Raw genomic sequence first — 24,193 nt, forward strand, 5'->3', positions numbered from 1 at the left:
TTATTAGCCAATGCAAATACGCAAAGGGCAATGCAAATTAAGTCAATTTACTTATTTGCCGTACCGCTAATAAGCTTAAGTTTTTTCATATTTGTTAAACATTGCCAAAGTAAACGCAAACATGAAAAACCAACTTCAGCAACAATTTAAACAAACATATAATAAGTCGGCCACACATTCTTTTTTTTCGCCCGGGCGCGTAAATCTTATTGGCGAGCATATCGACTACAATGGTGGCCTGGTAATGCCTTGCGCAGTAACATTCGGCACTTATTTGCTGGTAGCACCAAATGATGATAACGTTTTTCGTTTTAAAAGTATCAACTTCCCCGAAGAAGGCAGTATAGAAATTAACGCCGACCATGCCAAGCAAGGCAGCCTCTGGTACAACTACCCTACCGGAGTCATCAGTTACTTTCTGCAACAAAATAAAACGCTTGGCGGGCTAGATATGCTTTATTACGGCGATATCCCCATAGCGTCTGGCCTTTCATCTTCTGCATCAATAGAAGTGGTAACGGCTTTTGCGCTTAACCAAATATTCGATGCCGGTTTCAGCAAGCTGGACCTTGTCCTGCTTTCTAAATGGGTCGAAAACGTTTTCATAGGCCTAAACAGCGGCATTATGGATCAATTTTCGGTAACCTTTGGCGAGCAGAATAAAGCTTTGATGCTTAACTGCGACACGCTTGAATATGAAGCGGTACATACCAACCTTGGGGAGTACGTTTTAGCTATTATAAATACCAATAAGCCGCGCAAATTGGCAGAATCCAAATACAACGAACGCGTTGAAGAGTGTGCCGAAGCGCTGCAGGCACTAAAGCAGGAGCTTTATATCAAATACCTTTGCGATATTGATACCGATACTTATAACAAGTACCAACATCTGTTAACAGACCAAACAGTAAACAACAGGGCACGCCACGTAATTGAAGAGAACGACAGGGTAAAACTGGCAGCGGAAGCGCTAAGCGGCAATAACCTGGAAGAATTTGGCAGGCTTATGTATGCTTCGCACAATTCACTTCGCGATTTATATGAAGTAAGCGGTATTGAACTAGATACCGTTGTTGAATATGCCGCCACAAACCCCGACGTTATAGGTGCCCGCATGACGGGAGCCGGATTTGGCGGCTGCGCCATTGCATTGGTTAAAGGCAGCGCCTTTGATAAGTTTAGTGCAGAAGTTACAGAATACTACACCAATAAAATTGGATACGCTCCATCTGTTTACAAATCATTAATTGGCAATGGCGTTAGCGAATTGAAACAGGAGCAATATGCGTAAATTAAAACTCGACGAACTGAACCGCGCTACCATTGGCGAATTTAAAGAACAGGATAAATTGCCCGTTGCCGTGGTGTTAGATAATGTGCGCAGTATGCATAATATAGGTTCGATTTTTCGGACGAGTGATGGCTTTGCCGTTGAGCAGATTTGCCTTTGTGGGATCACAGCGCAACCACCACATCGCGAAATTGAAAAAACGGCATTAGGTGCTACACAATCGGTGGAGTGGACTTATTTTGAAACACCAGTGCAAGCCGTAGGAAAGCTAAGAGCTGATGGATACAAGATCATTGCCATTGAACAGGCCGAAAATAGCACCATGCTGCATACTTTTGAGCCAAAGCCAAACGAAAAGTATGCACTTATATTTGGCAACGAGGTAAACGGCGTGAGCGATGAAGTAATGCAGGTAATTGACGAGTGCATCGAGATACCGCAATTTGGCACTAAGCACTCTTTCAACATCGTGGTATCGGCAGGTATAGTGCTGTGGGATTTTTTCGCTAAACTCAATCTCAAATAAACAAATATGAATGCGCTTGCAAAAAAGTTACTGATGAAACCGGGTCAAAGCTGGCTGATACTAAATGCGCCCGAAAGCTATCCGTCTACTTTAGAGCCGGTACCGGATAATACGCAGCTTATCTTTAGTTTAAACGAAGCAAGTGTTAACGGTATGCAGATTTTTGCTAAGAACAGCAGCGAACTTGAAGCAAACCTTGCACAGATAAAACCGATTCTCACTAACGATACCGTGCTGTGGATCATTTATCCAAAAAAGAATTCAGGGGTACCGACAGACCTTGAAATGATGGGTAGCTGGGATATTATGGCTGCGCATGGATTGCGCCCGGTAGCCTCAGCTGCTGTAAATGGTGTTTGGACGGCACTACGTTTCCGCCCGGAACATTTGGTTAAAAAATCTGATAGCAGCAAGCAAGCCATTGGTAACAAAAACGATTATTCATCATTCATCGACCCAGATACCAAAACAGTAATGCTACCTGCAGATGCTATGGAAGCCCTGGCTGGCCACCCTACTGCACTCGGGCATTTTGACAAACTCGCCTACTCCCACAAAAAGGAATATGCAGTTTGGATTCTTAGCGCCAAGCAAGAACAAACGCGTCAAAACCGCATAGCAAAAATGGTGGAGATGCTGCTGGCAGGCAAACGCAATCCTACTGACAAATAAAAGATTGAGAATAATATACAATATTAGTAAAATGTAAAGGGCCGCATGCGGCCCCTTCTATTTTAAAGTATCTTATCTACATAAAAGAAGTTAGAAACACCATCAACCGTAAAGAAACGGTAAACAGTACATTTTATCCGGAGCGGGGCGTTGGCTTTAGCAGCGGTTAAGGCATCGGCATTGTTACCGGTAAAAGGCACGTAAAACTTCTGCTTGTAACCATTCAGGCTTACTCCTATAGCCTTTTTCAATCTGTTTAAATTAAGGCCGTATAACTTGTTTATCTGCATTAGGGTGAGCAGGCTGTTTCACTAACCTTGCCTGTTTCACCTGTGTAGGTAGCATACAGCGTAACCGTATCTTTGTAGGCATTTGCAAAAGCCATATTTGCAAACGGGTTTACCAATACCGAACTTTTTGAAGTTTGAGCTTTAACAGAAAAGTTAAGGGCAAGCAACGTACATATTTCCAAAGCTATTTTTGCCATAGATTAAATTATTGAGTAAAACCTTCCCCTCTAATCCTGGCTCGCAATAAGCGGCTATACTGTTTGAAAAAACTTTTCTAATATAATAAAATAACTCTACTGTCAATTAAATAGTTAGTAAAAAACCTGCTCAAATTGATTGACCGCATCTTTACTCTCAAGCGTTGTGTGCCCCATCAAAAACTCATCAACCTTACGTGCAGCTTCACGCCCTTCAGATATTGCCCAAACCACCAGTGATTGTCCCCTGCGCATGTCTCCTGCGGTAAAAACCTTACTTACATTTGTGCGGTAAACGCCTTCTTGTGCCTGTACGTTTTTACGGTCATCCAGTTTTACGTTAAGCTGCTGCAAAGCACCCTCAAACTGGGGGTGTACAAAGCCCATTGCCAAGAAAACACGCTGGCAAGGTATTTCGCGTTCGCTGCCTTCAACTTCGCTAAATTTCATAGGGCGGCCAAAATCATCAATCTCCCAGCTTACGTCACTTACTTTTAGAGCCCGCAGTTCGCCATTTTCATCGCCCAAAAACTCTTTGGTATTTATACCCCAAAAGCGTTCAACGCCTTCTTCGTGAGAACTGGTAGTTTTAAGCACCATTGGGTATGTAGGCCAAGGCATGTGCGCAGTACGTTTCTCGGGCGGTTGCACCATTACCTCAAACTGCTTAACCGAAGCTGCATTCTGGCGGTTTGATGTACCCACACAGTCAGATCCGGTATCACCACCGCCTATAACCACAACATCCTTGCCTGTAGTTAGTATTTCTTCTGCATTGATAGCTGTGCTGCTAACGCGTTTGTTCTGTTGCTTTAAGAAATCCATCGCGAAGTGTACGCCCTTTAACTGGCGGCCCGGTATAGGCAAATCACGCGGAATGGTTGAACCACCTGCAAGTACTACGGCATCATGCGTGCGCACAATCTCATCCGCAGCAATGGTTTTACCTACCTCAACATTGCATTGAAAAGTTACGCCATCCTCTTCCATAACCTGGATGCGGCGATCAATAACCCATTTCTCTAATTTAAAATCGGGTATACCATAACGCAGCAAACCACCGGGGCGGTCGTCGCGCTCGTAAACAGTTACACTGTGGCCTGCTTTGCTCAACTGTGCAGCAGCAGCCAAACCTGCGGGGCCCGAACCAACAACAGCCACCTTTTTGCCCGTTTTAATTAAAGGCGCAACCGGCTTAACCAGGTTTTTTGAGTAGGCTATCTCAATAATATGTTTCTCAATTTCCTCGATAGCTACCGCTGGCTTATTAATGCCTAACACACATGCAGATTCGCAAGGTGCAGGGCAAATTCTGCCGGTAAATTCGGGAAAGTTATTAGTTGATGACAAAATTTGGTAAGCCTCTTCCCAGCTGCCGCGATATACTGCATCATTAAACTCAGGGATAACATTGCCAAGCGGGCAGCCCGAGTGGCAAAACGGTATACCGCAGTTCATACAACGTGCCGACTGCTGGTTTAACTTTTCATCGCTATATAAGCCAACAAACTCATTATAGTTTTTTACCCTTTCGGCAACAGGTGTTTTATGAGGGAGTTCCCTATTAAATTCCTGAAATCCTGTAACTTTTCCCATAATTATTATTGACTGATAGTTTGATATTCTAATTTCTCCAATGCCTTTTTGTACTCTTTAGGGTAAACCTTTATAAATTGGCCCGAAGCCTCGCTCCAATTTTTTAACAGGTCTTGCGCTACCTTACTTTTTGTTAGGCTTACATGTTTTTTAAGCAGGGCCTTTATCTGCTCTTCATCCTTCAATGAAAGCGGATCAAGGTCAACCATTTCGGTATTGCAGTTATCGGCAAAGGTGCCTTTAGGGTTGTATACCCATGCAATACCACCGCTCATGCCGGCAGCAAAGTTGCGGCCTGTTTCGCCAAGAATAAGTGCACGACCCCCGGTCATGTACTCGCAACCATGATCGCCAATACCTTCAACAACCGTGGTAGCGCCCGAGTTACGCACGGCAAAACGCTCGCCGGCCATACCGTTTACAAATAGTTCGCCGCTGGTAGCACCGTAAAGGGCCACGTTACCAATGATGATATTATCCTGAGGCGAGAAGGTTGCATTAGCAGCCGGGTAAATCGCCAGTTGCGCTCCCGACAGGCCTTTACCAACGTAATCGTTAGCCTCCCCTTCAAGCTCAAATGATATACCTTTTGCTGTGAATGCCCCAAAGCTTTGCCCGGCAGATCCTTTAAACTTGTAGTTGATAGTATTATCGGGCAAGCCTGCTGAACCGTAAACTTTCGAAATCTCGTTGGATAACAACGTTCCTATCGTGCGGTCAACGTTCTTCACAACGAATGATGCAAATACCGGCGTTTTATCTTCTAAAGCTACTTTAGCGTTCTTTAACAGCTCCCAATCCAATATGGCATCCATACCATGATCCTGCTCCTCACTTTTGTAAAGCGTCATACCTTTGGCAGTATTTACAGGGTGCAATATGGCAGAAAGGTCAATCTTTTTGGCTTTCCAGTTCTTGATACCATCCTTAACTTTAAGGAATTGCACACGGCCAACCATTTCATTGATGGTACGGAAACCAAGCTCGGCCATAATTTCGCGCAGTTCCTCGGCCATAAACCTAAACAGGTTTACAACATGATCCGGGCTACCGCTAAATAGTTTGCGCAACTCAGGGTCTTGCGTGGCCACGCCTACAGGGCAGGTGTTTAAGTGGCATTTACGCATCATAATACAACCGCCGGCAACAAGGGCCGCAGTTGCAACACCCCATTCCTCGGCTCCCATTAAGGTGGCAATGGCCAAATCACGACCGGTTTTTAATTGTCCATCTGTTTGTAGCGTTACACGGCTGCGCAGTTTATTGCGTACCAGCGTTTGGTGTGCTTCGGCAAGGCCAAGCTCCCATGGTAAGCCCGCGTGTTTTACAGAGCTTATTGGCGATGCACCTGTACCACCGTCATACCCTGCAATCAGGATCACATCCGCATGTGCTTTGGCAACACCCGCGGCTATGGTGCCCACACCTGCTTTTGATACCAACTTAACATTGATACGTGCAGCGCGGTTAGCATTTTTAAGATCGAAGATAAGCTGGGCTAAATCCTCAATAGAATAAATATCGTGGTGCGGTGGCGGCGATATAAGGCCTACACCCGGTGTTGAGTGGCGTGTTTTGGCAATCCACTCATCAACCTTATGGCCTGGCAGCTGACCGCCTTCGCCTGGCTTAGCACCCTGCGCCATTTTTATCTGTAACTCATCGGCATTGGTAAGGTAGTTTGAAGTTACTCCGAAACGTGCCGATGCAATTTGCTTAATAGCCGAGCGCATAGAGTCGCCGTTGGCCATTTTCTCGTAGCGCATCTCGTCCTCACCACCCTCGCCGGTATTGCTTTTGCCGCCAATGCGGTTCATAGCAATGGCCATTGTGCTGTGTGCCTCGTGAGAGATAGAACCGAATGACATGGCACCGGTTGCAAAGCGCTTCATGATGCTCTCAATCGGCTCAACCTCGTCAATGCTTATGGCCTCGCGGTGGTGTGCAAAATCGAGCAAGCCACGTATGGTAAAATGCTTCTCGGTTTGCTCATTAATAACCGATGCATAGTTTTTATAAACCTGGTAGCTGTTGCTGCGGGTTGCATGCTGCAGCAAGTGTACCGTAGTTGGGTTAAACAAGTGCGCCTCGCCCCTGCGTTTCCATTGGTAAATACCACCCTCGGGCAATAAGTGGTTTTCAGATTTCGCACCAAAGCCAATTTTGTGTTTACACAAAGCTTCGCGGGCAATCTCGTCAAGGCCAAGGCCCTCTATACGGGTAACTGCACCTACAAAATATTTATCCACAACGGCTTTGTTAAGACCCAATATTTCGAACACCTGCGAGCCATGGTATGACTGCAAAGTAGAAATACCCATTTTCGAGAAGATCTTCAACAAGCCATCATTGACTGATTTAACGTAGTTTTTGAAAAGGCTCTTAATATCAAGGCTGGTATCTAACGCACCTGCATTTTTCAATGTTTCTATTGATGATAATGCCAGATACGGGTTGATAGCTGTAGCACCAAATGCCAGTAAAGTAGCAAAATGATGTACTTCCCAAACGTCGCCTGTTTCGGCAACAATGCCTACAGCACCGCGACGACCTTTTTTGATCAGGTGGTGGTGCACGGCAGACACTGCCAGCAACATCGGGATAGGCGCGTGTTCCGAATCGATAGCACGGTCGCTTAGGATCAATACTTCAAAACCATCATCAACAGCATCTTCCGCATAACGGCAAAGTCGCGCTATACCTTTTTCTAACGAGCCGGGCTGGCCGTCGGCATTAAAGTAGGTTTGCAGTGTTTTGGCATGAAACAAACCGGTATCGATACTCCTCAGTTTTTCAACCTGGTGGTTCTTTAATATCGGGTGGTTAAGCACAACGCAATGGCAGTGCATTTTATCCTCGTCAAGTAGGTTGCCATTGTTACCAATAAAGGTAGCAAGGCTCATTACCAAACGCTCACGAATTGGGTCGATAGGCGGGTTGGTTACCTGCGCAAAAAACTGCTTAAAGTAGCTTGAAAGGTGCTGAGGTTTATCAGACAGGATAGCCAAAGGCACATCAGTACCCATCGAGCCAACCGGTTCCTTACCATCCAAGGCCATTGGTTTGATAATGGTATCGATATCCTCGCGGCTGTAACCAAACACCTGCTGGTAACGGTAAACAGCATCTGCCGAAAGGCTGGCAAAGGCCAAACGTGGTGCAGCCAATTCGCCCAGGCGAATTTTATAGTTTTCCAACCAGGTGCCATAAGGCTGCTGGCCGGCAACTTCTTGTTTAATTTCTTCGTCGGTAATAATGCGGCCTTTTTCGGTATCTATAAGCAGCATTTTACCAGGTTGCAGGCGGCCTTTTCTTAAAACAGTGCTTTCGTCTATTTTAAGGGTGCCCGCTTCTGACGCAGCAATAACGCGGTTATCGCTGGTTATTACAAAACGTAGGGGGCGCAGGCCATTACGGTCAAGCACGGCGCCTACCTTTTTACCATCAGTAAATGATATGGCTGCAGGGCCATCCCAAGGCTCAACCAGGGTTGCATGGAACTCATAGAAAGCTTTTTTTACCGGGTCCATCTGCTCGTTGCCGTCCCATGCCTCGGGCACCAGCATCATCATTACGTGCGGTAATGATCGGCCGGTATGCAGCAATATCTCGATCATGTTATCCAAACAGGCCGAATCCGACTGGTTATTGTCGATGATTGGTAGCAGGATATCCATCTCTTCGGCGGTAAAGTAAGCCGAAGCATATGATTTTAAGCCGGCATAAAACCAGTTTAAGTTACCTGTTAAAGTATTGATCTCACCATTATGGGCAATAAGCCTGAAAGGCTGGGCCAATTTCCATGACGGGAAAGTGTTGGTAGAAAACCTGGAGTGGATCATGGCCAAACAGGATGCTACACGTGTATCTACCAGATCCGGAAAGTATTGGCGTAACTGGAAGGTAGTAACCTGCCCTTTGTACACAATAGTTTTGCATGACAGCGAGGTAAAGTAAAAATGCTCGCCGGCTGCAGCCACCGTTTCATTAACCTGTTTATTTATATAGCGGCGCAGTACATAAAGCTTGCGCTCAAAATCATCAGCATTTACAATGCCTTGCGGCCTTGCCAAAAACAGCTGCTCACAATCAGGCTCGGCCTGGCGAGCGGTTTCGCCAATTACCGATGAATTAACAGCCAGCTTACGGAAGCCAAGTATCTTAAAACCAAGCTTATCTGCAGCTGCGCCAATAATGGTGCGGCATGCCTTTTTCAAAGCGGGTTCTTTAGGGAAAAATATCATCCCCACGCCATACTCGCCGGGCTCAGGAAGGCTTATCTCAAGGTCGGCACATTCTTCTAACAAAAATTCGTGAGGGAGTTGAAACAGGATACCTGCACCGTCGCCGCTATCAGGGTCGCACCCGCAAGCACCGCGGTGTTCCATGTTTTCTAACATGGTTAGCGCATCATCAACAATGCTATGCGATTTATGTCCATGTATATGGGCTATAAAACCGGTACCACAAGAGTCGTGTTCAAATTCGGGCCTGTAAAGGCCTTGCTGGTTGCCATCTGTTTGATCCATATCTTTCACACGCATTTTTGTAAGCACGTGTAAAAACGAAGTTACTAAATTTCAATATTTTTATATTAAACAGCTTTATTTTTTTAAATTTATTAAAACAATGCCAATTTTTTATTAAAAAATTATTAAGTCTATAATATTCGTATACATTAGCTATGAAATTGACAATTGCATTTGCGCATTTAATATGCACACATAGTAAAAGCAGGCAATTGTTTACCTTTGCCAAAAAATCAGGATAATCTATACATCATGGCCGAAAAAGTGAAAGCAGTTTTTTTAGATCGCGACGGAGTTTTAAACAAGGAAATGGGCGACTATGTATGCCGTGTGGAAGATTTTCATATTTTGGACAACTTTGATGCACTTAAGGAATTGCAGGATCGAGGCTATCTTTTACTGGTAGCTACAAACCAGGGCGGCCTTGCCAAAGGCTGGTATACCGAAGACGAACTTGCAAAAATGCACGCGCTTTTAAAGCAAACCTACTATGACCATGGTGTTAAACTGACCGACTTTTTTTACTGCCCCCACCACCCCGATTTTACCGGCGACTGTGATTGCCGCAAACCAAAACCGGGCTTGCTATTACAGGGCATCGAAAAATACAATGTCGACCCGGCAAAATCATACTTTATAGGCGACCGCGAACGTGATGTGATTGCAGGTACATCAGCCGGTGTAAAGGGTATATTAATTAACAGCGACCAGCCGTTAAGCACTGTGCTTGATTTGATTGAGTAATTTGGTTGTTATATCAAAGCAATTTAAGGACGTTGTTTCGATGGTTTTAAAACAATATGCTCTTTGTATCCTTTTAAGCGATGAATGGGATTTTTAGATAAAATAAAAAACTACGATACCCTGCTTTTTTCGGCGATAGGGATTTACGCCATTTATATATTTACGAGCTATAACGGCGTAGGCATCTCGCCCGACTCAATCATGTACACAAGTGCGGCCCGCAGCTTTGCGGCACACGGCACGCTTCACACCTTCAACCACGTCCCTATTGTGGATTTCCCGGTATTTTACCCGGTATTTTTAGGCATAATAGCATTTACAACGGGCGTTGACCCGGTAGCGTTTGGCGCAACGCTCAACATGATTTTATTTGCTTTGCTGATATGGCTGAGCGGGTACATCATGTACAGGTTCAATCCATCGTCGCGCATATATAAGTGGCTGATGCTTACCGGAATCATCCTTAACCCGGGCTTATTGCAGATCTATTCATTGCTATGGTCCGAGACGGTATTTATCCTCGAAGTACTCATCTTCCTCGTGGTTTTCAGGCAGTATCTGGCCACCTACTCGGTTAAATGGCTGGTTGCAGCGGCTACTGTTGCTGCCATATCATGTGTAACGCGTTATGCCGCTGTAACCATTGTAGGCACGGGTGGCTTAATATTATTGTTGGACAGGCATCTGCCAATTAAAAAGAAAATCAGCCACATATTTATATACGGCTTTATCTGTATATCGTTGTTGGTAGCCAACCTGGCCATGAATGCCTATGTATCGGGCACGGTTACCGGACCGCGCGAACCTTCCATAACACCATTTATGGAGAACCTGCACTACTTCGGTACCGTTTTCTGCGACTGGATGGGCTTTACACCCGAACAATACTTCCTGGCTACCCCGCTGGCTATTATAATCCTTTTGGGCTTTATAGCCGCATTGGCTTATAACTATTACCGCAGGCATTTAAACAGCTACGAAAACCTGGCCATCACATTTGCGCTGATCTACGGTTTGTTCATCGTGCTTTCGTCAACCTTTTCGCGGTACGAGCGTATCAACGCCCGCCTGTTATCGCCCATGTATATCCCGGCCTTATGGGGTTACACCAGCTGGGCATTACTCGCACTGAAAAAAATCAGGGTTAAAACCACCCGAAACATTGTTGCAGGCATTTTCATACTACTGATGCTTGGCTACCTTACAAAGGTTTTTATGATAGATAAAGCCCGTTACAACGATCAGATTGCAGACGACTACGGCGTGCCGGGTTATACAGATGCAGAGTGGCAGGAGTCGGCTATGGCAAACTATCTGAAACAGGTAGATCATAATGCATTTAAAAAAGGGGTTCCTGTATATTCGGATGCACACGAGGCCGTGTATTTTTTCTCGGGCATGTCGGCCTATTTGGTACCCCATGTTTTCTTTAAACAGGAAATTGCCAATTTTTATAAAAAGAAACGGTTTTATATCATCTGGTTCGACCGCTTATATAATAAAGAGTTGATTACACTTGATGAAATCAAGAAGAATAAAAACCTTAAACTGCTAAAAACCTTTGAGGGTGAAGGTGCAATTTATGAGTACGATGAGGTAGACATGGTAAAAGTTTCTGACATAAAATAAGCTTATCATTCCGTGGGAAGCGCAGCGAAAGGAATCTGTGAAATTGCATAGCTCGCTATTAGATTCTTTCTTAAGCTCAGAATAACAAGATTTACTTACCATAATTATATAAGCGCTTATACATATTGCCATTTTTATAAAAAAGTGGCATAAAAATTTCATTTTCGGCAAAAAAATTCATTTTAAATTTTGATTTAAAATTGTAGTGTATATATTTGCAGCACTTACCGATACGTGTACTAAATACAAAATGGAAAAGTTTAAACTACATCATCTTCATCTGCATCATCACCATCTGGTGGTAAATAGATAATGTACGTTTCTACACGAAATAACAACTCCATTTTTTTTAATAGTCACTTTAAATCCAACTTGTGAAAACACTTAAAATAGCGATCCAAAAATCGGGTCGGCTCAACGAAAAATCCGTTGAATTATTGAAAAACTGCGGCTTAAATTTTGAAAATTACAAAAGCTCGCTTATCTCTCCTGTATCAAATTTCCCGTTAGAAATTCTTTTTCTGCGTGATGATGATATCCCCGAATATGTTCAAGACGGCATTGCCGACCTGGGTATAGTTGGCGAAAACGTTATACAGGAAACCGAAGTTGAGGTGAGCTACCTGCAAAAGCTTGGCTTTGGTAAATGCTCGCTTAAAATAGCGGTGCCTAACAATAACAGCATTGAAGACCTTTCTCAGCTAAACGGGCGCTCGATAGCTACCACTTACCCGGTAATACTGGATAAGTTTTTAAAGCAACAAAATATAACTGCAGATATTCGTACCATATCCGGTTCTGTTGAGATTTCTCCGGGCCTTGGCCTTGCGGATGCCATTTGCGATTTAGTATCAACAGGCGGCACCCTGAAGAGTAATGGATTGAAACCATTTGCCGATGTAATGAGCAGCGAAGCGGTGCTAATTGGCCGCAAAGGCAGCGAAGACGATGACCTGATAAAGGAACTTATTCAACGGGTACAATCAGTTTTACGTGCCAAAGAAACCAAGTATGTGGTATTGAATGTGGAACGCAAAAACCTTGAGGCCATATTAGCATTGCTACCGGGCGTGAAAAGCCCATCAGTTGTGCCATTGGCCGAAGGCGATTGGGTGGCTGTACACACTGTAATTCCTGAGCGTGATTTTTGGAGCCGTATAAGCCAGCTTAAACAGGCAGGCGCACAGGGCATTGTTGTTATGCCTATAGAAAAGATAATATTGTAAACCCCTACCCCTAAAGGGGAACAGAATTTGCGTGGCAATCCTAAAAAGGATATAATACCTCATCATGGAGAATAAAAACTATTCGCAACCAAGCTCTTTAAAAGCTCCCCTTTCAGGGGGCGGGGGGGCCATATACAAATATTCCGAACTTTCTGTCTCCGATATTTCTCGCCTGATACAACGTAATGTTGATCCGGCAAATGAGATACGCACGCTTGTTGAGGATATTATTGAAAATGTTAAACAACACGGCGATAATGCTTTGGCCGACTATGCCGAAAAGTTTGATAAGGTAAGCCTTGATAAACTTTATCTCGATAAAACCGAATTGCAGGAAATAGCAGCTGCTGTATCGGCCGACCAGCAAGCCGCTTTACAAGTTGCTTACGACAATATTTACAAGTTTCATCAAAGCCAGTTAAAAACCGAGGATAAGGTGGAAACTATGCCGGGTGTTAGCTGCTGGCGAGAGTTAAGGCCTATCGAAAAAGTTGGCCTTTATATTCCCGGTGGTACGGCTGTACTACCATCAACCTTTTTGATGCTGGGCATACCGGCAAAAATAGCAGGTTGTAAAGAGGTTGTAGTTTGCTCGCCGCCTCAAAAAAATGGTAAGGTTAACGCATTTATAGCTTACGTGGCTTTAATGTTGGGTATAGATAAAGTTTACCTGGCAGGCGGCGCGCAAGCAGTTGCCGCAATGGCCTACGGTACCGAAAGCATTGCCAAGGTTGATAAGATATTTGGCCCGGGCAACCAATTTGTAACAAAGTCAAAAACCATTATACAAAGCACTACCACTACTGCCATTGATATGCCTGCGGGCCCTTCGGAAGTATTGGTGATTGCCGATGATACTGCAAACCCTGTTTTTATTGCAGCCGATTTGTTGGCTCAGGCAGAGCATGGAATTGACAGCCAAAGCATTTTGGTTTGTACCTCGCAACAGATTGCCGAAGCAACGCAAGCCGAGGTTGACAGGCAACTACCTACCCTGCCCCGTGCGGAAATAGCAAGGCAGGCGCTCGATCAATCGTACATGGTAGTTACCGGGAATTTGGAAGAAGCCATGGCCTTTAGTAACCAGTATGCGCCGGAACATTTAATTTTAGCTACCCAACACTGGCAACAAATAAGCGGTAGCATCATAAATGCCGGGTCGGTGTTCCTGGGTAACTTAACGCCCGAAAGTGCCGGCGACTATGCATCGGGCACAAATCATACCCTGCCAACCAGCAGTTATGCAAGGGCTTACTCGGGTGTTTCGGTAGATTCGTTTGTGAAGAAGATTACCTTCCAGCATTTGACACATGAGGGTATCCAGAACATTGGACCATCAGTTGAAATTTTGGCCGAAATGGAAGGCCTGCACGCACACAGAAATGCGGTGAGTGTGCGGTTGAGCCCCCCGGCCCCCTGAAGGGGGAGCTGGAGTTAGCAAGGACAAAAATAATATGTCATTGCGAGGAGCATAGCGACGCGGCAATCCCGTCGCCAATGCATAATTCCTAAAACGCGAGGAGATTGCCACGCTGTCGCTCGCAATGACATGATAGAATAAAAAGACGTCTCATTGCGAGGAGATTGCCACACTATCACTCGCAATGACACGACGAAATAAAAATAAAATTTGTCATGCCTAGAAACGAAGGATCTATTAAGCTATAGATTCTTTCCTATACTCAGAATGACAAAGCGATTAAAGAATAACCATGTTCGACATTAATAACATACTACGCAACAATATCAAAAACCTGGTGCCTTATTCATCAGCAAGGGATGAGTTTCAGGGTGAGGCAAGCGTTTTCCTCGACGCTAACGAAAATGCATTCGGGTCGCCATTACAAACGGCTTACAACCGCTACCCCGACCCGATGCAGTACCAGGTAAAAATGAAACTGAGCCAGATTAAAGGTGTGCCTGCACGCAATATATTTTTAGGCAACGGCAGCGACGAGGCAATTGACGTATTGTTCCGCAGCTTCTGCAACCCCGGGGTCGACAATGTGATCATTGTACCTCCTACTTATGGTATGTACCAGGTATCGGCCAATATCAATGATGTTGAGGCAAAAAAGGTTCTACTAACTGAAGATTACCAGCTAAACCTTGAAGGTATTGCCGAAGCGATTGACAAGAACACCAAAGTGATCTTCATCTGCTCACCAAATAATCCAACAGGCAATTCCATTAATCGTGATGATATTGAAACCCTGCTGGCAAATTTTACCGGGCTGGTTATTATCGACGAGGCTTATATCAACTTTAGTCGCCAAAAAACATTTATACAAGAACTTACCGAATATGCCAACCTGGTAGTGCTGCAAACCTTGTCAAAAGCATGGGGCTTAGCCGGTCTGCGTATAGGCATGGCCTTCGCCAGCGAAGAGATCATTGAGGTAATGAACAAGGTAAAGCCACCTTACAATATCAACGAGGCTTCGCAGACTTTAGCGCTTGAAGCATTAGCGAATGTTAAGCAGGTGAACGATTGGATCAAGGAAACCCTTGAGCAGCGCGACAAATTGGTGCTGGCCCTAAAAGAAATGCCTTTTGTGGTAGACATCTACCCGTCTGACGCAAACTTTGTATTGGTAAAAACAACTAACGCTACCGCGATATATGATTTTCTTGTTAACCAAGGTATTATTGTGCGTAATCGCACAAACGTTGAGCTTTGCGAAGGCTGCTTGCGCATAACAGTTGGCACCTCGGCCGAAAATATTAAACTGATTGAAACCTTACAGCAATACAAATAAATGAGCCAGTTGCAAAAAGTACTTTTTATTGACCGCGATGGTACACTGATAACCGAACCTGAAGACGAGCAGATCGACTCATTCGATAAACTTGGCTTTTATCCCGGCGCATTGCAATACCTCCCCAAAATAGCAGCCGAACTCGATTACGAGTTGGTAATGGTTACCAACCAGGACGGCTTAGGTACAGCATCATTCCCGGAGGATACGTTTTGGCCGGTGCATAACTTCATTGTAGATACGTTTAAAAACGAAGGTGTTGAGTTTAGCCACCAGGCAATTGACCGTACTTTTCCTAAGGACAATGCCCCTACCCGCAAACCGTCAACAGGTTTATTGACGCAATATCTTGACGAAACCAAATACGATCTTAAAAACTCTTTCACCATAGGCGACCGTAAGAACGACATCTTGCTTGCCCGTAACCTTGGGGCAAAGGCCATCTGGATCAATAACAAAACAGGCTTGGGTAATGCCGAGTTCGACATTAAGGATGATGAAAACCTCGGTGACGTTATAGCACTGGAGACTACAAGCTGGAAAGAAATTTATGAGTTTTTAAAGTTGGGCAGCCGTGTTGTAGAACATCGCCGAACCACTAAGGAAACTGATATTTATATCAAGTTAAATTTAGATGGAACCGGTGAAGCCAAAGTATCAACGGGCCTGCATTTTTTTGATCACATGCTTGACCAGATTGCCCGCCACGGCGGCATCGACCTTACCATTGAAGCTAAAGGCGATTTGCATATTGATGAGCACCACACTATTGAAGACACAGGTATTGCCTTAGGCGAAGTTTTTGCCACTGCATTGGGCAACAAAATGGGCATAGAGCGCTACGGCTTTTGCCTGCCAATGGACGATTGCCTGGCGCAGGCAGCCATTGACTTTGGCGGCCGCAACTGGATAGTTTGGGATGCCGAATTTAAACGCGAAAAAGTTGGTGACATGCCTACCGAAATGTTTTATCATTTCTTTAAATCGTTTAGCGATGCATCAAAAAGTAACCTCAATATAAAAGCCGAGGGTTATAACGAACATCATAAAATTGAAGCTATATTTAAGGCCTTTGCAAAAGCCATAAAAATGGCCGTTAAACGCGACGCAAATAAAATGGTCTTACCAAGTACTAAAGGACTCTTATAGTTAACAGTAAGCAGTTAGCAGCTACCAGTTTAAGGGCACTGCTAACTGTTGACCAATAACTGCAAACTAAATATGATAGGCATTATCCGCTACGGCGCCGGGAATATATTTTCACTTACTGCAACGCTTGACAGGCTTGGCATTGCCTATGGTATGGTTTATACCGAAGATGATCTTGAGCAATATGACAGGTATATCATTCCGGGTGTAGGGCACGCTGGTGCAGCCATGCAAAAGCTTGAACATACCGGTTTGGTGCCACAGATAAAGGCACTGAACAAGCCAACGTTAGGCATTTGCGTAGGCATGCAGCTGTTAACGGCACACAGTGAGGAAGGCGATGCCGAAATGCTGGATATTTTTCCCGTTAAAACGCTGCACTTTCCGCAAGCCGAGTCATTCAAAGTGCCGCACACAGGCTGGAACCAGGTTTTTGCAGAGAAAGACAACCCGCTTTTTGCAAATATCCCGGTTGGATCACACTTTTACTTCGTACATTCATACTTTATTGAATACGATGAAGCATATACTTTAGCGTCAACCAATTACATAAATAAATTTTCGGCATCAATTTGGCATAACAATTTTTACGGGGTGCAATTTCACCCTGAAAAATCGGGAACGCACGGCGAAACACTTTTAAAAAACTTTTCAACTATATAAACAGATGTACATAATACCAGCTATCGACATTTTAGACAAAAAGGTTGTCCGCCTGCGCGAGGGCGACTATAGCCAGGTAACAGAATATGACGTTACCCTTGAGGAAATGATTGAAAGGTACCAAAGCAACGGCACCAACTTTATACATATTATTGACCTTAACGGTGCCAAAAACGATTTCAGTAACCAGCAGTATTTGTTTGATGTGATCAAAAAAACAGATATGCAGGTGCAGTACGGCGGCGGCATACGGAGTATTGAAAAGGTAAAAGAACTTATTGGCGCCGGGGTGCAACGCGTTATTGTTGGTACGCAAGCCATCACAAATCCGTCTTTTCTTGAAGATTTAAGCAAAGAAATTTGCGGTAACGACAAATGCAGCGACCAGGTTATTGTGGCGATAGACGTGTTGGATGAAGTTATTAAATACTCGGGCTGGATGGAAAGCTCGCCGATAAAACTGATGGATTATGTGGATAAGTGTCTTTCTTTAGGCTTTTTCCGCTTTTTGTGTACAGACATCAACAAAGATGGTAAACTGGGCGGTGCAGGTGTTGAGCTGTACTCTAAACTGCTTGATCATTCGCCGTTCATCAAACTTATTGCATCAGGCGGCGTAAGCTCCATGACCGATATCGAGCAGTTGAGCCGCATCAAAGTGGAATCGTGCGTGGTAGGAAAAGCTATTTACGAGGGTCACATCAGCATCGAAGAAATCAAAAACTGGAATTTGGAGAGCTTGATGTCGATTTAAAAGCCTATCCCCCAGCCCCCTGATTTTCAATATGTAATTGCGAGAAGGTACGACGAAGCAATCGCCTCGCTACCTATCCACGCAATGCATCGTGTTCAAATAACATAGAGAGATTGCCGCGCTATCGCTCGCAATGACATAGCTTTTTGCAATCACACTTATAAAAATAAATGCTCGCTAAACGAATTATCCCCTGCCTTGACGTTAAAGACGGCCGCACTGTAAAAGGTGTCAATTTTGTTGACCTGCGCGATGCCGGCGACCCTGTTGAACTGGCCTGGAACTACTCGCAGCAAGGTGCCGACGAACTGGTTTTCCTGGATATCACGGCTACTGTTGAGCGACGCAAAACCATGGTAGAGTTGGTAAAGGCGGTTGCAAGGCAAATTAACATTCCGTTTACTATTGGCGGCGGCATTAATGAAATAGCCGATGCCGATGCATTGTTGAATGCTGGTGCCGATAAAATATCCATCAATTCGGCAGCGGTGCGTAACCCGGCATTGATTGACGAACTGGCCAATGCATTTGGCGTGCAGTTTGTAATTGTGGCGGTTGATACCCGCGTTATGGATGGCAAAAATATAGTGCACCTTAATGGTGGGCGCCTGCCGACAGAAAAGCAAACGCTTAACTGGATCCTGGAAGCGGAAAGCCGCGGCGCAGGCGAAATATTGCTTACCTCTATGGACCATGACGGCACCAAGGCTGGTTTTGACAACGGCTTGCTTAAACAGGTAAACAGTGCCGTAAATATTCCTGTAATAGCATCGGGCGGTGCTGGTTCTGTACAACACTTTGTGGATGTGTTTCAGCAAACAAATGTGGATGCTGCATTGGCAGCTTCGGTGTTTCACTATGGCGAAATATTGATCCCTGATTTAAAAAGGGAATTAAGAACTAATAATATTGAGGTTAGAGAGGTATAATTGCCCTTGCTTAATTGCGAGGAACAATAGTATCTCCGAACTTTGAAGAAATAACAATGTCATTGCGAGGAGCGCAGCGACGAAGCAATCTCGTCGCCAGTGCATAAACACGAGGAGATTACCATGCTATCGCTCGCGATGACATGATATAAAAACACAATGAATATCGATTTCAACAAATCTGACGGCTTGGTGCCGGTTATTATACAGGACGAGCAAACGCTTGAAGTTTTGATGCTTGGTTACATGAACCAAGAAGCTTACGATAAAACGGTACAAGAAAACATCGTTACCTTTTATTCACGCTCGAAAAACCGTTTATGGACCAAAGGCGAAACCAGCCAAAATTATCTGCATGTTAAAAGCATGCATATCGACTGTGATAACGATACACTCCTTATAAAAGTGAAGGCAGATGGGCCAACCTGCCACACTGGCTCGCGCAGTTGTTTCCAAACAGAATACAACCAAAACTTTTTGATGGAGTTGGAAAACATCATTGGCGACAGGTTTGACAACCCGCAGGAAGGGTCATACATCAACAAATTACGCAAAAAAGGTCTTAAAAAGATCACGCAGAAAGTTGGCGAAGAAGGTGTTGAAGTAGTGATAGCTGCGCTGCATGAAACTGATGTTGAATTGATTGACGAATCGTCTGATCTGCTGTTTCACCTGATGGTGTTGTTGCGCGAGAAAGGTTTATCACTGGCAACGATTGCTAAAAATCTGGAATCAAGGCACAAATAGTTAGGCCATAGCTGATGGTTAGTGGGTTATAGCAACCAACTTCCATTAAATATATGTTGTAAACTATCAACCATGAACTACCGACCATCATCTAAATGCTAACCGTACAAAAAACAGCCGAACTTACAGGCCATGCAAACCCGATATTTTCTATCGAACTTTCTCAAAAGCCAGGTATATTATTTAGCGGCGGCAATGATAAGGGCCTGGTGGAGTGGAACATTAATGATAATACTTTCATCAAAGTGATGTTTCCTGTGCCCACTTCCGTATACGCCATTCATTGCCCGGAAGGATACCCCTTGATGTTTGCAGGACTTCGCAATGGGGAAGTTTTGGTTTTCAATTTTATCGAGCAGAAAATTACACATCGCCTGCGTAAGCACATAAAGCCTGTGTTTGATATTAAATCATCCGCAAAAAAAGATGAGTTACTCGTAGCCTCCGAAGATGGCACAGTAAGTATCTGGAGTTTGCAAACAATGGACTTACTGCATTCCATTAAAGTCTCTGATGATACCGTACGCTGTATTGCCATTAACCCTGCGCAAAACCGCGTGGCTTTTGGCTGCCGGGATAGCCGTGTAATGGTTTACGATCTTAACGACTATTCGCCAATAAAAGCGCTTATCGGGCATACCATGGCGGTATTCTCTGCCCAATACTCGCCGGATGGGCAATACCTGCTTACGGGATCACGTGATGCACAATTGAAAGTATGGGATGCAAACGATTACGAATTGATTAAAAATATCCCGGCACATATGTTTGCCATAAACCATATCCTGTTCCACCCCACCCAACCCTACTTTGCTACTGCCAGTATGGATAAAAGCATAAAAATCTGGGGAGCCTATGATTTTAAACTTTACAAAATCATAAGCCGTGAAAAAGGTTATCCGAGCCACATGTTATCGGTTAACAAGCTTACCTGGGTTGACAATCAGCTACTTTCTACGAGTGATGATAAGAGCATTATAAAATGGGCAATCACTTTCTAACAGCTCGTTCATTATATTCACTTTTTATCGCTACACTTAAATTTACGTTCATTTTGTTCATTACATTTTTAACCTATAACTAATATCTAACTTCAATCGTAAGAAAAAACGCCTGCAGTTTGCTTGTATGGCATATTACTTACGCGGTTGATGATAAGATATTTTTTGTACGGTTTCTTATGCCTGTGGCAGCTACTTGCTTACAACGCTGCAAGTGCACAGGCTACTTATGACTGGACTGGAGCTGTTAATAGCACCTGGACAACTGCCGGCAATTGGGTTGTGACACCTGCAACTGCGTCAGCGATCCCATCCGCCGCCACCGACAAAATTCGTATTGGCGTAACCCGCACCTTTACAAACCAACCCACTACTTCCACAGCCGTAACTTGCGATTCTTTAACTGTAGGCACGGCAAATGTTGTTGCCTTATTAAATAACCCGCTATTAACTATACCGTCAGCAATTACGTTGACGATAAATAACACCTTCACTGTAAACAGCATTTCGATGTACCATGGAAGCATTGGTACAGCCAACACTCGTACCACCTTTACTTTAGTTGGCACAGGAAGCGTTACTTGCAACGGTAACGTACAGATTGGGAACAACACATCACCCCCTACCGGTTTAATAATTGGAATTGGCGCGCTTAATGGAACAGTTTACAGTCGATTGAGTGCACAAATGCCTACGTTTAATATTGGCGGAAACGTCTATCTCAACTCAACGGGTAATAATGCGGACGGTGTAAACTTTCCGGAGTTTATGCTTGACAATGGCAACGTGACCATTGGGGGAAGAATTATAACGCAAAACACAAACACGTTTAGTGGCACACAAGCCTCGCCTACAGTAGCTATAAGAGGGTTGTTTCAGTTAGATAATAGTGCAACAAATACAACAAGCTTAACACTTACCAACAATGCTGCAATTAACGAGCCCATTGCCGCAGGGCAGGTTATAGACTTTACCAATAACGGAACCAGCAGTTGTACAGTTATATATGCCTCAACCACGGGCAGCCAAACCGTTTACTCAGGTGTAACTGCCCGCATTGGACGTGCTAACTTTACATATGATAATTTAACACTTACCGGGCCGAGTACAAAGGTTGTACAAGGAAACTATACCACAGGAACGCCGGGGCTAACAGTGGGAGGCAATTTATTGACCCAGGGCGGCGCTGTAAATATGCTTACCAACGGCAGTCAAATTCAGGTGGCGGGTAATTGGACCAACAGTGCGGCCACCACCCAAGGTGCAGGCGATATTGATATAAACGGCTTTCTTTCCACCTCAGGCACATTAACTCTCGGGGCCGGGAATTTATATGTAGCCGGAAACTATACCAACAGCGGCACTTTTACTTATGGTACAGGCACTGTAATATACGATGGCACGGCACAGACGCTGCTTGACAATGGAAACGGTACAACATACCGTAATGTAAACTTTACTGGCGGCGGTACCAAAACAATGTCGGCCGGCAACTTTGCCGTCGCACCGGTGGGCATTTTGACTATGTCATCAAGTTCTGTACTAAATGTAACCGGAAACTTTACTTTACAGTCCAGCACAACTTCTACAGCGTCGGTAGATGCCATTCCTACAGGCAGCAGCATTACAGGAAACGTCAACGTGCAGCGCATGCTTGTTGGTGGCAATGGCAAAGCGGCCAACGGTGCGTATACGGCACGCGGATATCGTATGCTGAGTTCACCTGTGCAGATTGGGACATCAAGACTTTACGCGTTAAATTATATAGGCCTTACCGCTCTAACCGGAGGCCCGGGTACCGGCTTCACGGTAAACAACTCCAACCCTACTATTTATTTATACCGGGAAGACGTTACCCCTAGCAATACTACTTTCAACTCCGGCAAGCATAAAGGCATCCTCAATATCAATGGTAATTTGGTTGATGTATCTGGCGGGCCTACAGGTATATCTGTGCCTATCGGCAACGGGTATATTTTTTACTTTGTGGGCAATACAACCAACCCCGCAACCAAGGCAAGTGCCAACCCTACAACCGGCCCTGAAAACACTATAATAACTGCCACTGGTAACCTGAACCAGCAGAATGTATTGGTGAGCCTTTGGTATACGCCTGCTGGTGCAACGGGTGGCACCACCGGCAAACTATCTTTTAATAGCGCATTAGGTACATCGGCAGGGTACAACATGGTTGGCAATCCGTATGCCGCAACGCTTGATCTCAATAGCGTTATCAGCACCAACAGCAGTGCAACCGGCATTCAAAACAGCATTTATGTGTTAGATAACGTAAACCCCGGCCAGCAGTATGTGGTGTACAGCCCGGCGGGTGGGTCTAGCCCGAGGGCCAACCGTTACCTGGCCAGCGGACAGGGTTTTATTGTAAAAGCTAAAGCGGCCAACTCTACGCTTACTTTCCAGGAAGCTAATAAGGCGGTTGCTTCACAGCCATCGCCGCTGCTAATGGGTATACCGTTGGCAACGCAAAACGGCCCCACAGGCTTATATGTAAAAATGGAGCGCGATAGCCTAATAGCCGACTATTGCGGCGTATACTTTAGCGGCAGCAGCTCGGCCAATTTTAACGATGAAGACGCTAAAGATTTGGATGGCACATCGTCACAAATCTACATGTCGAGCTATACGGCAGACGGCGTACGGACGGCAGTAAACCACATGCCCGATTACGTTAATGGCAGCCGGGTACGTTTGTATATAAATACCTCTGCAGACGGCATACACAAGCTAAGGGTTGAAGATGTGAGAAATATCGATACCCTGTACAACATCTGGCTGAAAGACAAATACAAAAAAGATTCGCTTGATATAAGGCGCTATGGCACTTACAATTTTAATGTTGTACGCAGCGACACCGCTACCTATGGCGGCAACCGCTTTGAACTGGTTATAAGGCGGAAGCCCCTACCGCCATACCAGCTGATTGACTTCGCAGCAGCCAAAACTACCGAAGGCATAAAATTGAATTGGAAAACCTATAATGAGGGCAACTTTACAGGCTTTACCGTTGAAAAACTACAGCCATCAACAGGGCAATACGTACCATTATACAATCAGCAAAGTAACAGCAAAACCAACTATGCTTACACGGACCTAACACCTCAAAAAGGCGTTAACACCTATCGGCTGCAGCAAAACGACATCGACGGCAAAATTACGTGGAGCAAACCCGTAAGCATATCGGTTGCTGACGACCCGACGCCTACTATCAAGACAAATTTAATAAGCGTTTACCCTAATCCTGCAGCTGCCATGATTAATGTGAGTGTAAACCCGCAAACACCCGCAAATGGATACACTGCAAAAATATACAACTACACAGGCGCCGTAGTAAGCCGGCAAAAAGTAAACGGCAACAACTGGACGCAGGATGTTACGCAACTGCAGCCCGGCACCTATATCATTGAACTGAACAAAGCCGATGGAGAGCTTGTAGGCAGGTCGAAATTTATTAAGAGATAGCGAGAAAACGA

The 24,193-nt window shown here is 44.7% G+C and carries 19 protein-coding genes; 15 read left to right on the forward strand and 4 right to left on the reverse strand.

Annotated features, from left to right (window positions below):
• Positions 1 to 121: 121 nt before the first annotated feature.
• Genes FPZ43_RS12185 through FPZ43_RS12195 form a run of 3 tightly spaced genes read left to right on the forward strand, consistent with a single transcriptional unit; the run spans position 122 to position 2,489 of the window.
• Positions 122 to 1,291: a galactokinase gene (locus FPZ43_RS12185; protein WP_146382197.1), complete on the forward strand. Its 1,170-nt coding sequence runs from the start codon at positions 122 to 124 to the stop codon at positions 1,289 to 1,291.
• Positions 1,284 to 1,817, forward strand: coding sequence for an RNA methyltransferase (locus FPZ43_RS12190; protein ID WP_146382198.1), 534 nt, complete (start codon positions 1,284 to 1,286; stop codon positions 1,815 to 1,817). Before FPZ43_RS12185 ends, FPZ43_RS12190 begins: the two co-directional genes overlap by 8 nt.
• A 6-nt stretch (positions 1,818 to 1,823) precedes the next feature.
• Positions 1,824 to 2,489, forward strand: a complete 666-nt coding sequence (locus FPZ43_RS12195) for a YdeI/OmpD-associated family protein (RefSeq protein WP_146382199.1) — start codon at positions 1,824 to 1,826, stop codon at positions 2,487 to 2,489.
• Between the two features lie 62 nt (positions 2,490 to 2,551).
• On the opposite strand, the gene FPZ43_RS12200 is transcribed toward FPZ43_RS12195, so the two are convergent.
• From FPZ43_RS12200 to gltB, 4 genes are all read right to left on the reverse strand, one after another.
• Entirely contained in the window at positions 2,552 to 2,779 is a 228-nt protein-coding gene (locus FPZ43_RS12200; protein WP_186461829.1) for a hypothetical protein, read from the reverse strand.
• Complete coding sequence (locus FPZ43_RS12205; protein ID WP_146382201.1) at positions 2,779 to 2,976, reverse strand: hypothetical protein; 198 nt, start codon at positions 2,974 to 2,976, stop codon at positions 2,779 to 2,781. The genes FPZ43_RS12200 and FPZ43_RS12205 overlap by 1 nt, the downstream gene beginning before the upstream one ends.
• 114 nt (positions 2,977 to 3,090) lie before the next feature.
• Complete coding sequence (locus FPZ43_RS12210; protein ID WP_146382202.1) at positions 3,091 to 4,572, reverse strand: glutamate synthase subunit beta; 1,482 nt, start codon at positions 4,570 to 4,572, stop codon at positions 3,091 to 3,093.
• A gap of 5 nt (positions 4,573 to 4,577) precedes the next feature.
• Complete coding sequence (gene gltB, locus FPZ43_RS12215; RefSeq protein WP_146382303.1) at positions 4,578 to 9,101, reverse strand: glutamate synthase large subunit; 4,524 nt, start codon at positions 9,099 to 9,101, stop codon at positions 4,578 to 4,580.
• A gap of 252 nt (positions 9,102 to 9,353) precedes the next feature.
• On the opposite strand from gltB, the gene FPZ43_RS12220 reads away from it, so the two are divergent.
• From FPZ43_RS12220 to FPZ43_RS12275, 12 genes are all read left to right on the forward strand, one after another.
• Positions 9,354 to 9,845, forward strand: coding sequence for a D-glycero-alpha-D-manno-heptose-1,7-bisphosphate 7-phosphatase (locus FPZ43_RS12220; RefSeq protein WP_146382203.1), 492 nt, complete (start codon positions 9,354 to 9,356; stop codon positions 9,843 to 9,845).
• Between the two features lie 84 nt (positions 9,846 to 9,929).
• Complete coding sequence (locus FPZ43_RS12225; protein ID WP_146382204.1) at positions 9,930 to 11,474, forward strand: hypothetical protein; 1,545 nt, start codon at positions 9,930 to 9,932, stop codon at positions 11,472 to 11,474.
• Positions 11,475 to 11,848: 374 nt separating this feature from the next.
• A complete protein-coding gene (gene hisG / locus FPZ43_RS12230; RefSeq protein ID WP_146382205.1) occupies positions 11,849 to 12,700 on the forward strand; it encodes an ATP phosphoribosyltransferase in 852 nt (283 codons plus the stop codon).
• A gap of 64 nt (positions 12,701 to 12,764) precedes the next feature.
• Positions 12,765 to 14,120, forward strand: a complete 1,356-nt coding sequence (hisD, locus tag FPZ43_RS12235) for a histidinol dehydrogenase (protein WP_146382206.1) — start codon at positions 12,765 to 12,767, stop codon at positions 14,118 to 14,120.
• Positions 14,121 to 14,412: 292 nt separating this feature from the next.
• Positions 14,413 to 15,459 (forward strand): histidinol-phosphate transaminase, encoded by a 1,047-nt coding sequence (hisC, locus tag FPZ43_RS12240; protein ID WP_146382207.1) that lies wholly within the window; start codon positions 14,413 to 14,415, stop codon positions 15,457 to 15,459.
• Complete coding sequence (hisB, locus tag FPZ43_RS12245; protein WP_222430972.1) at positions 15,460 to 16,608, forward strand: bifunctional histidinol-phosphatase/imidazoleglycerol-phosphate dehydratase HisB; 1,149 nt, start codon at positions 15,460 to 15,462, stop codon at positions 16,606 to 16,608. It begins immediately after the preceding gene.
• A 72-nt stretch (positions 16,609 to 16,680) separates the two neighbouring features.
• Positions 16,681 to 17,271, forward strand: a complete 591-nt coding sequence (hisH, locus tag FPZ43_RS12250) for an imidazole glycerol phosphate synthase subunit HisH (protein ID WP_146382208.1) — start codon at positions 16,681 to 16,683, stop codon at positions 17,269 to 17,271.
• A gap of 4 nt (positions 17,272 to 17,275) precedes the next feature.
• The gene (locus tag FPZ43_RS12255; RefSeq protein ID WP_146382209.1) at positions 17,276 to 18,025 is read left to right on the forward strand and encodes a 1-(5-phosphoribosyl)-5-[(5-phosphoribosylamino)methylideneamino]imidazole-4-carboxamide isomerase; all 750 of its coding nucleotides are present in this window, start codon (positions 17,276 to 17,278) and stop codon (positions 18,023 to 18,025) included.
• A 170-nt stretch (positions 18,026 to 18,195) separates the two neighbouring features.
• Positions 18,196 to 18,954, forward strand: a complete 759-nt coding sequence (gene hisF / locus FPZ43_RS12260; RefSeq protein WP_146382210.1) for an imidazole glycerol phosphate synthase subunit HisF — start codon at positions 18,196 to 18,198, stop codon at positions 18,952 to 18,954.
• A gap of 159 nt (positions 18,955 to 19,113) precedes the next feature.
• Positions 19,114 to 19,701 (forward strand): bifunctional phosphoribosyl-AMP cyclohydrolase/phosphoribosyl-ATP diphosphatase HisIE, encoded by a 588-nt coding sequence (hisIE, locus tag FPZ43_RS12265; protein WP_146382211.1) that lies wholly within the window; start codon positions 19,114 to 19,116, stop codon positions 19,699 to 19,701.
• Between the two features lie 95 nt (positions 19,702 to 19,796).
• Complete coding sequence (locus FPZ43_RS12270; RefSeq protein ID WP_146382212.1) at positions 19,797 to 20,702, forward strand: WD40 repeat domain-containing protein; 906 nt, start codon at positions 19,797 to 19,799, stop codon at positions 20,700 to 20,702.
• A gap of 150 nt (positions 20,703 to 20,852) precedes the next feature.
• Positions 20,853 to 24,182 carry a T9SS type A sorting domain-containing protein gene (locus tag FPZ43_RS12275; protein ID WP_146382213.1) on the forward strand — a complete coding sequence of 1,110 codons (3,330 nt, stop codon included), beginning with the start codon at positions 20,853 to 20,855 and terminating at the stop codon, positions 24,180 to 24,182.
• Positions 24,183 to 24,193 lie beyond the last annotated feature (11 nt).

The sequence above is a fragment of the Mucilaginibacter pallidiroseus genome, assembly GCF_007846085.1.
GTDB classification, from domain to species: Bacteria; Bacteroidota; Bacteroidia; order Sphingobacteriales; family Sphingobacteriaceae; genus Mucilaginibacter; species Mucilaginibacter pallidiroseus.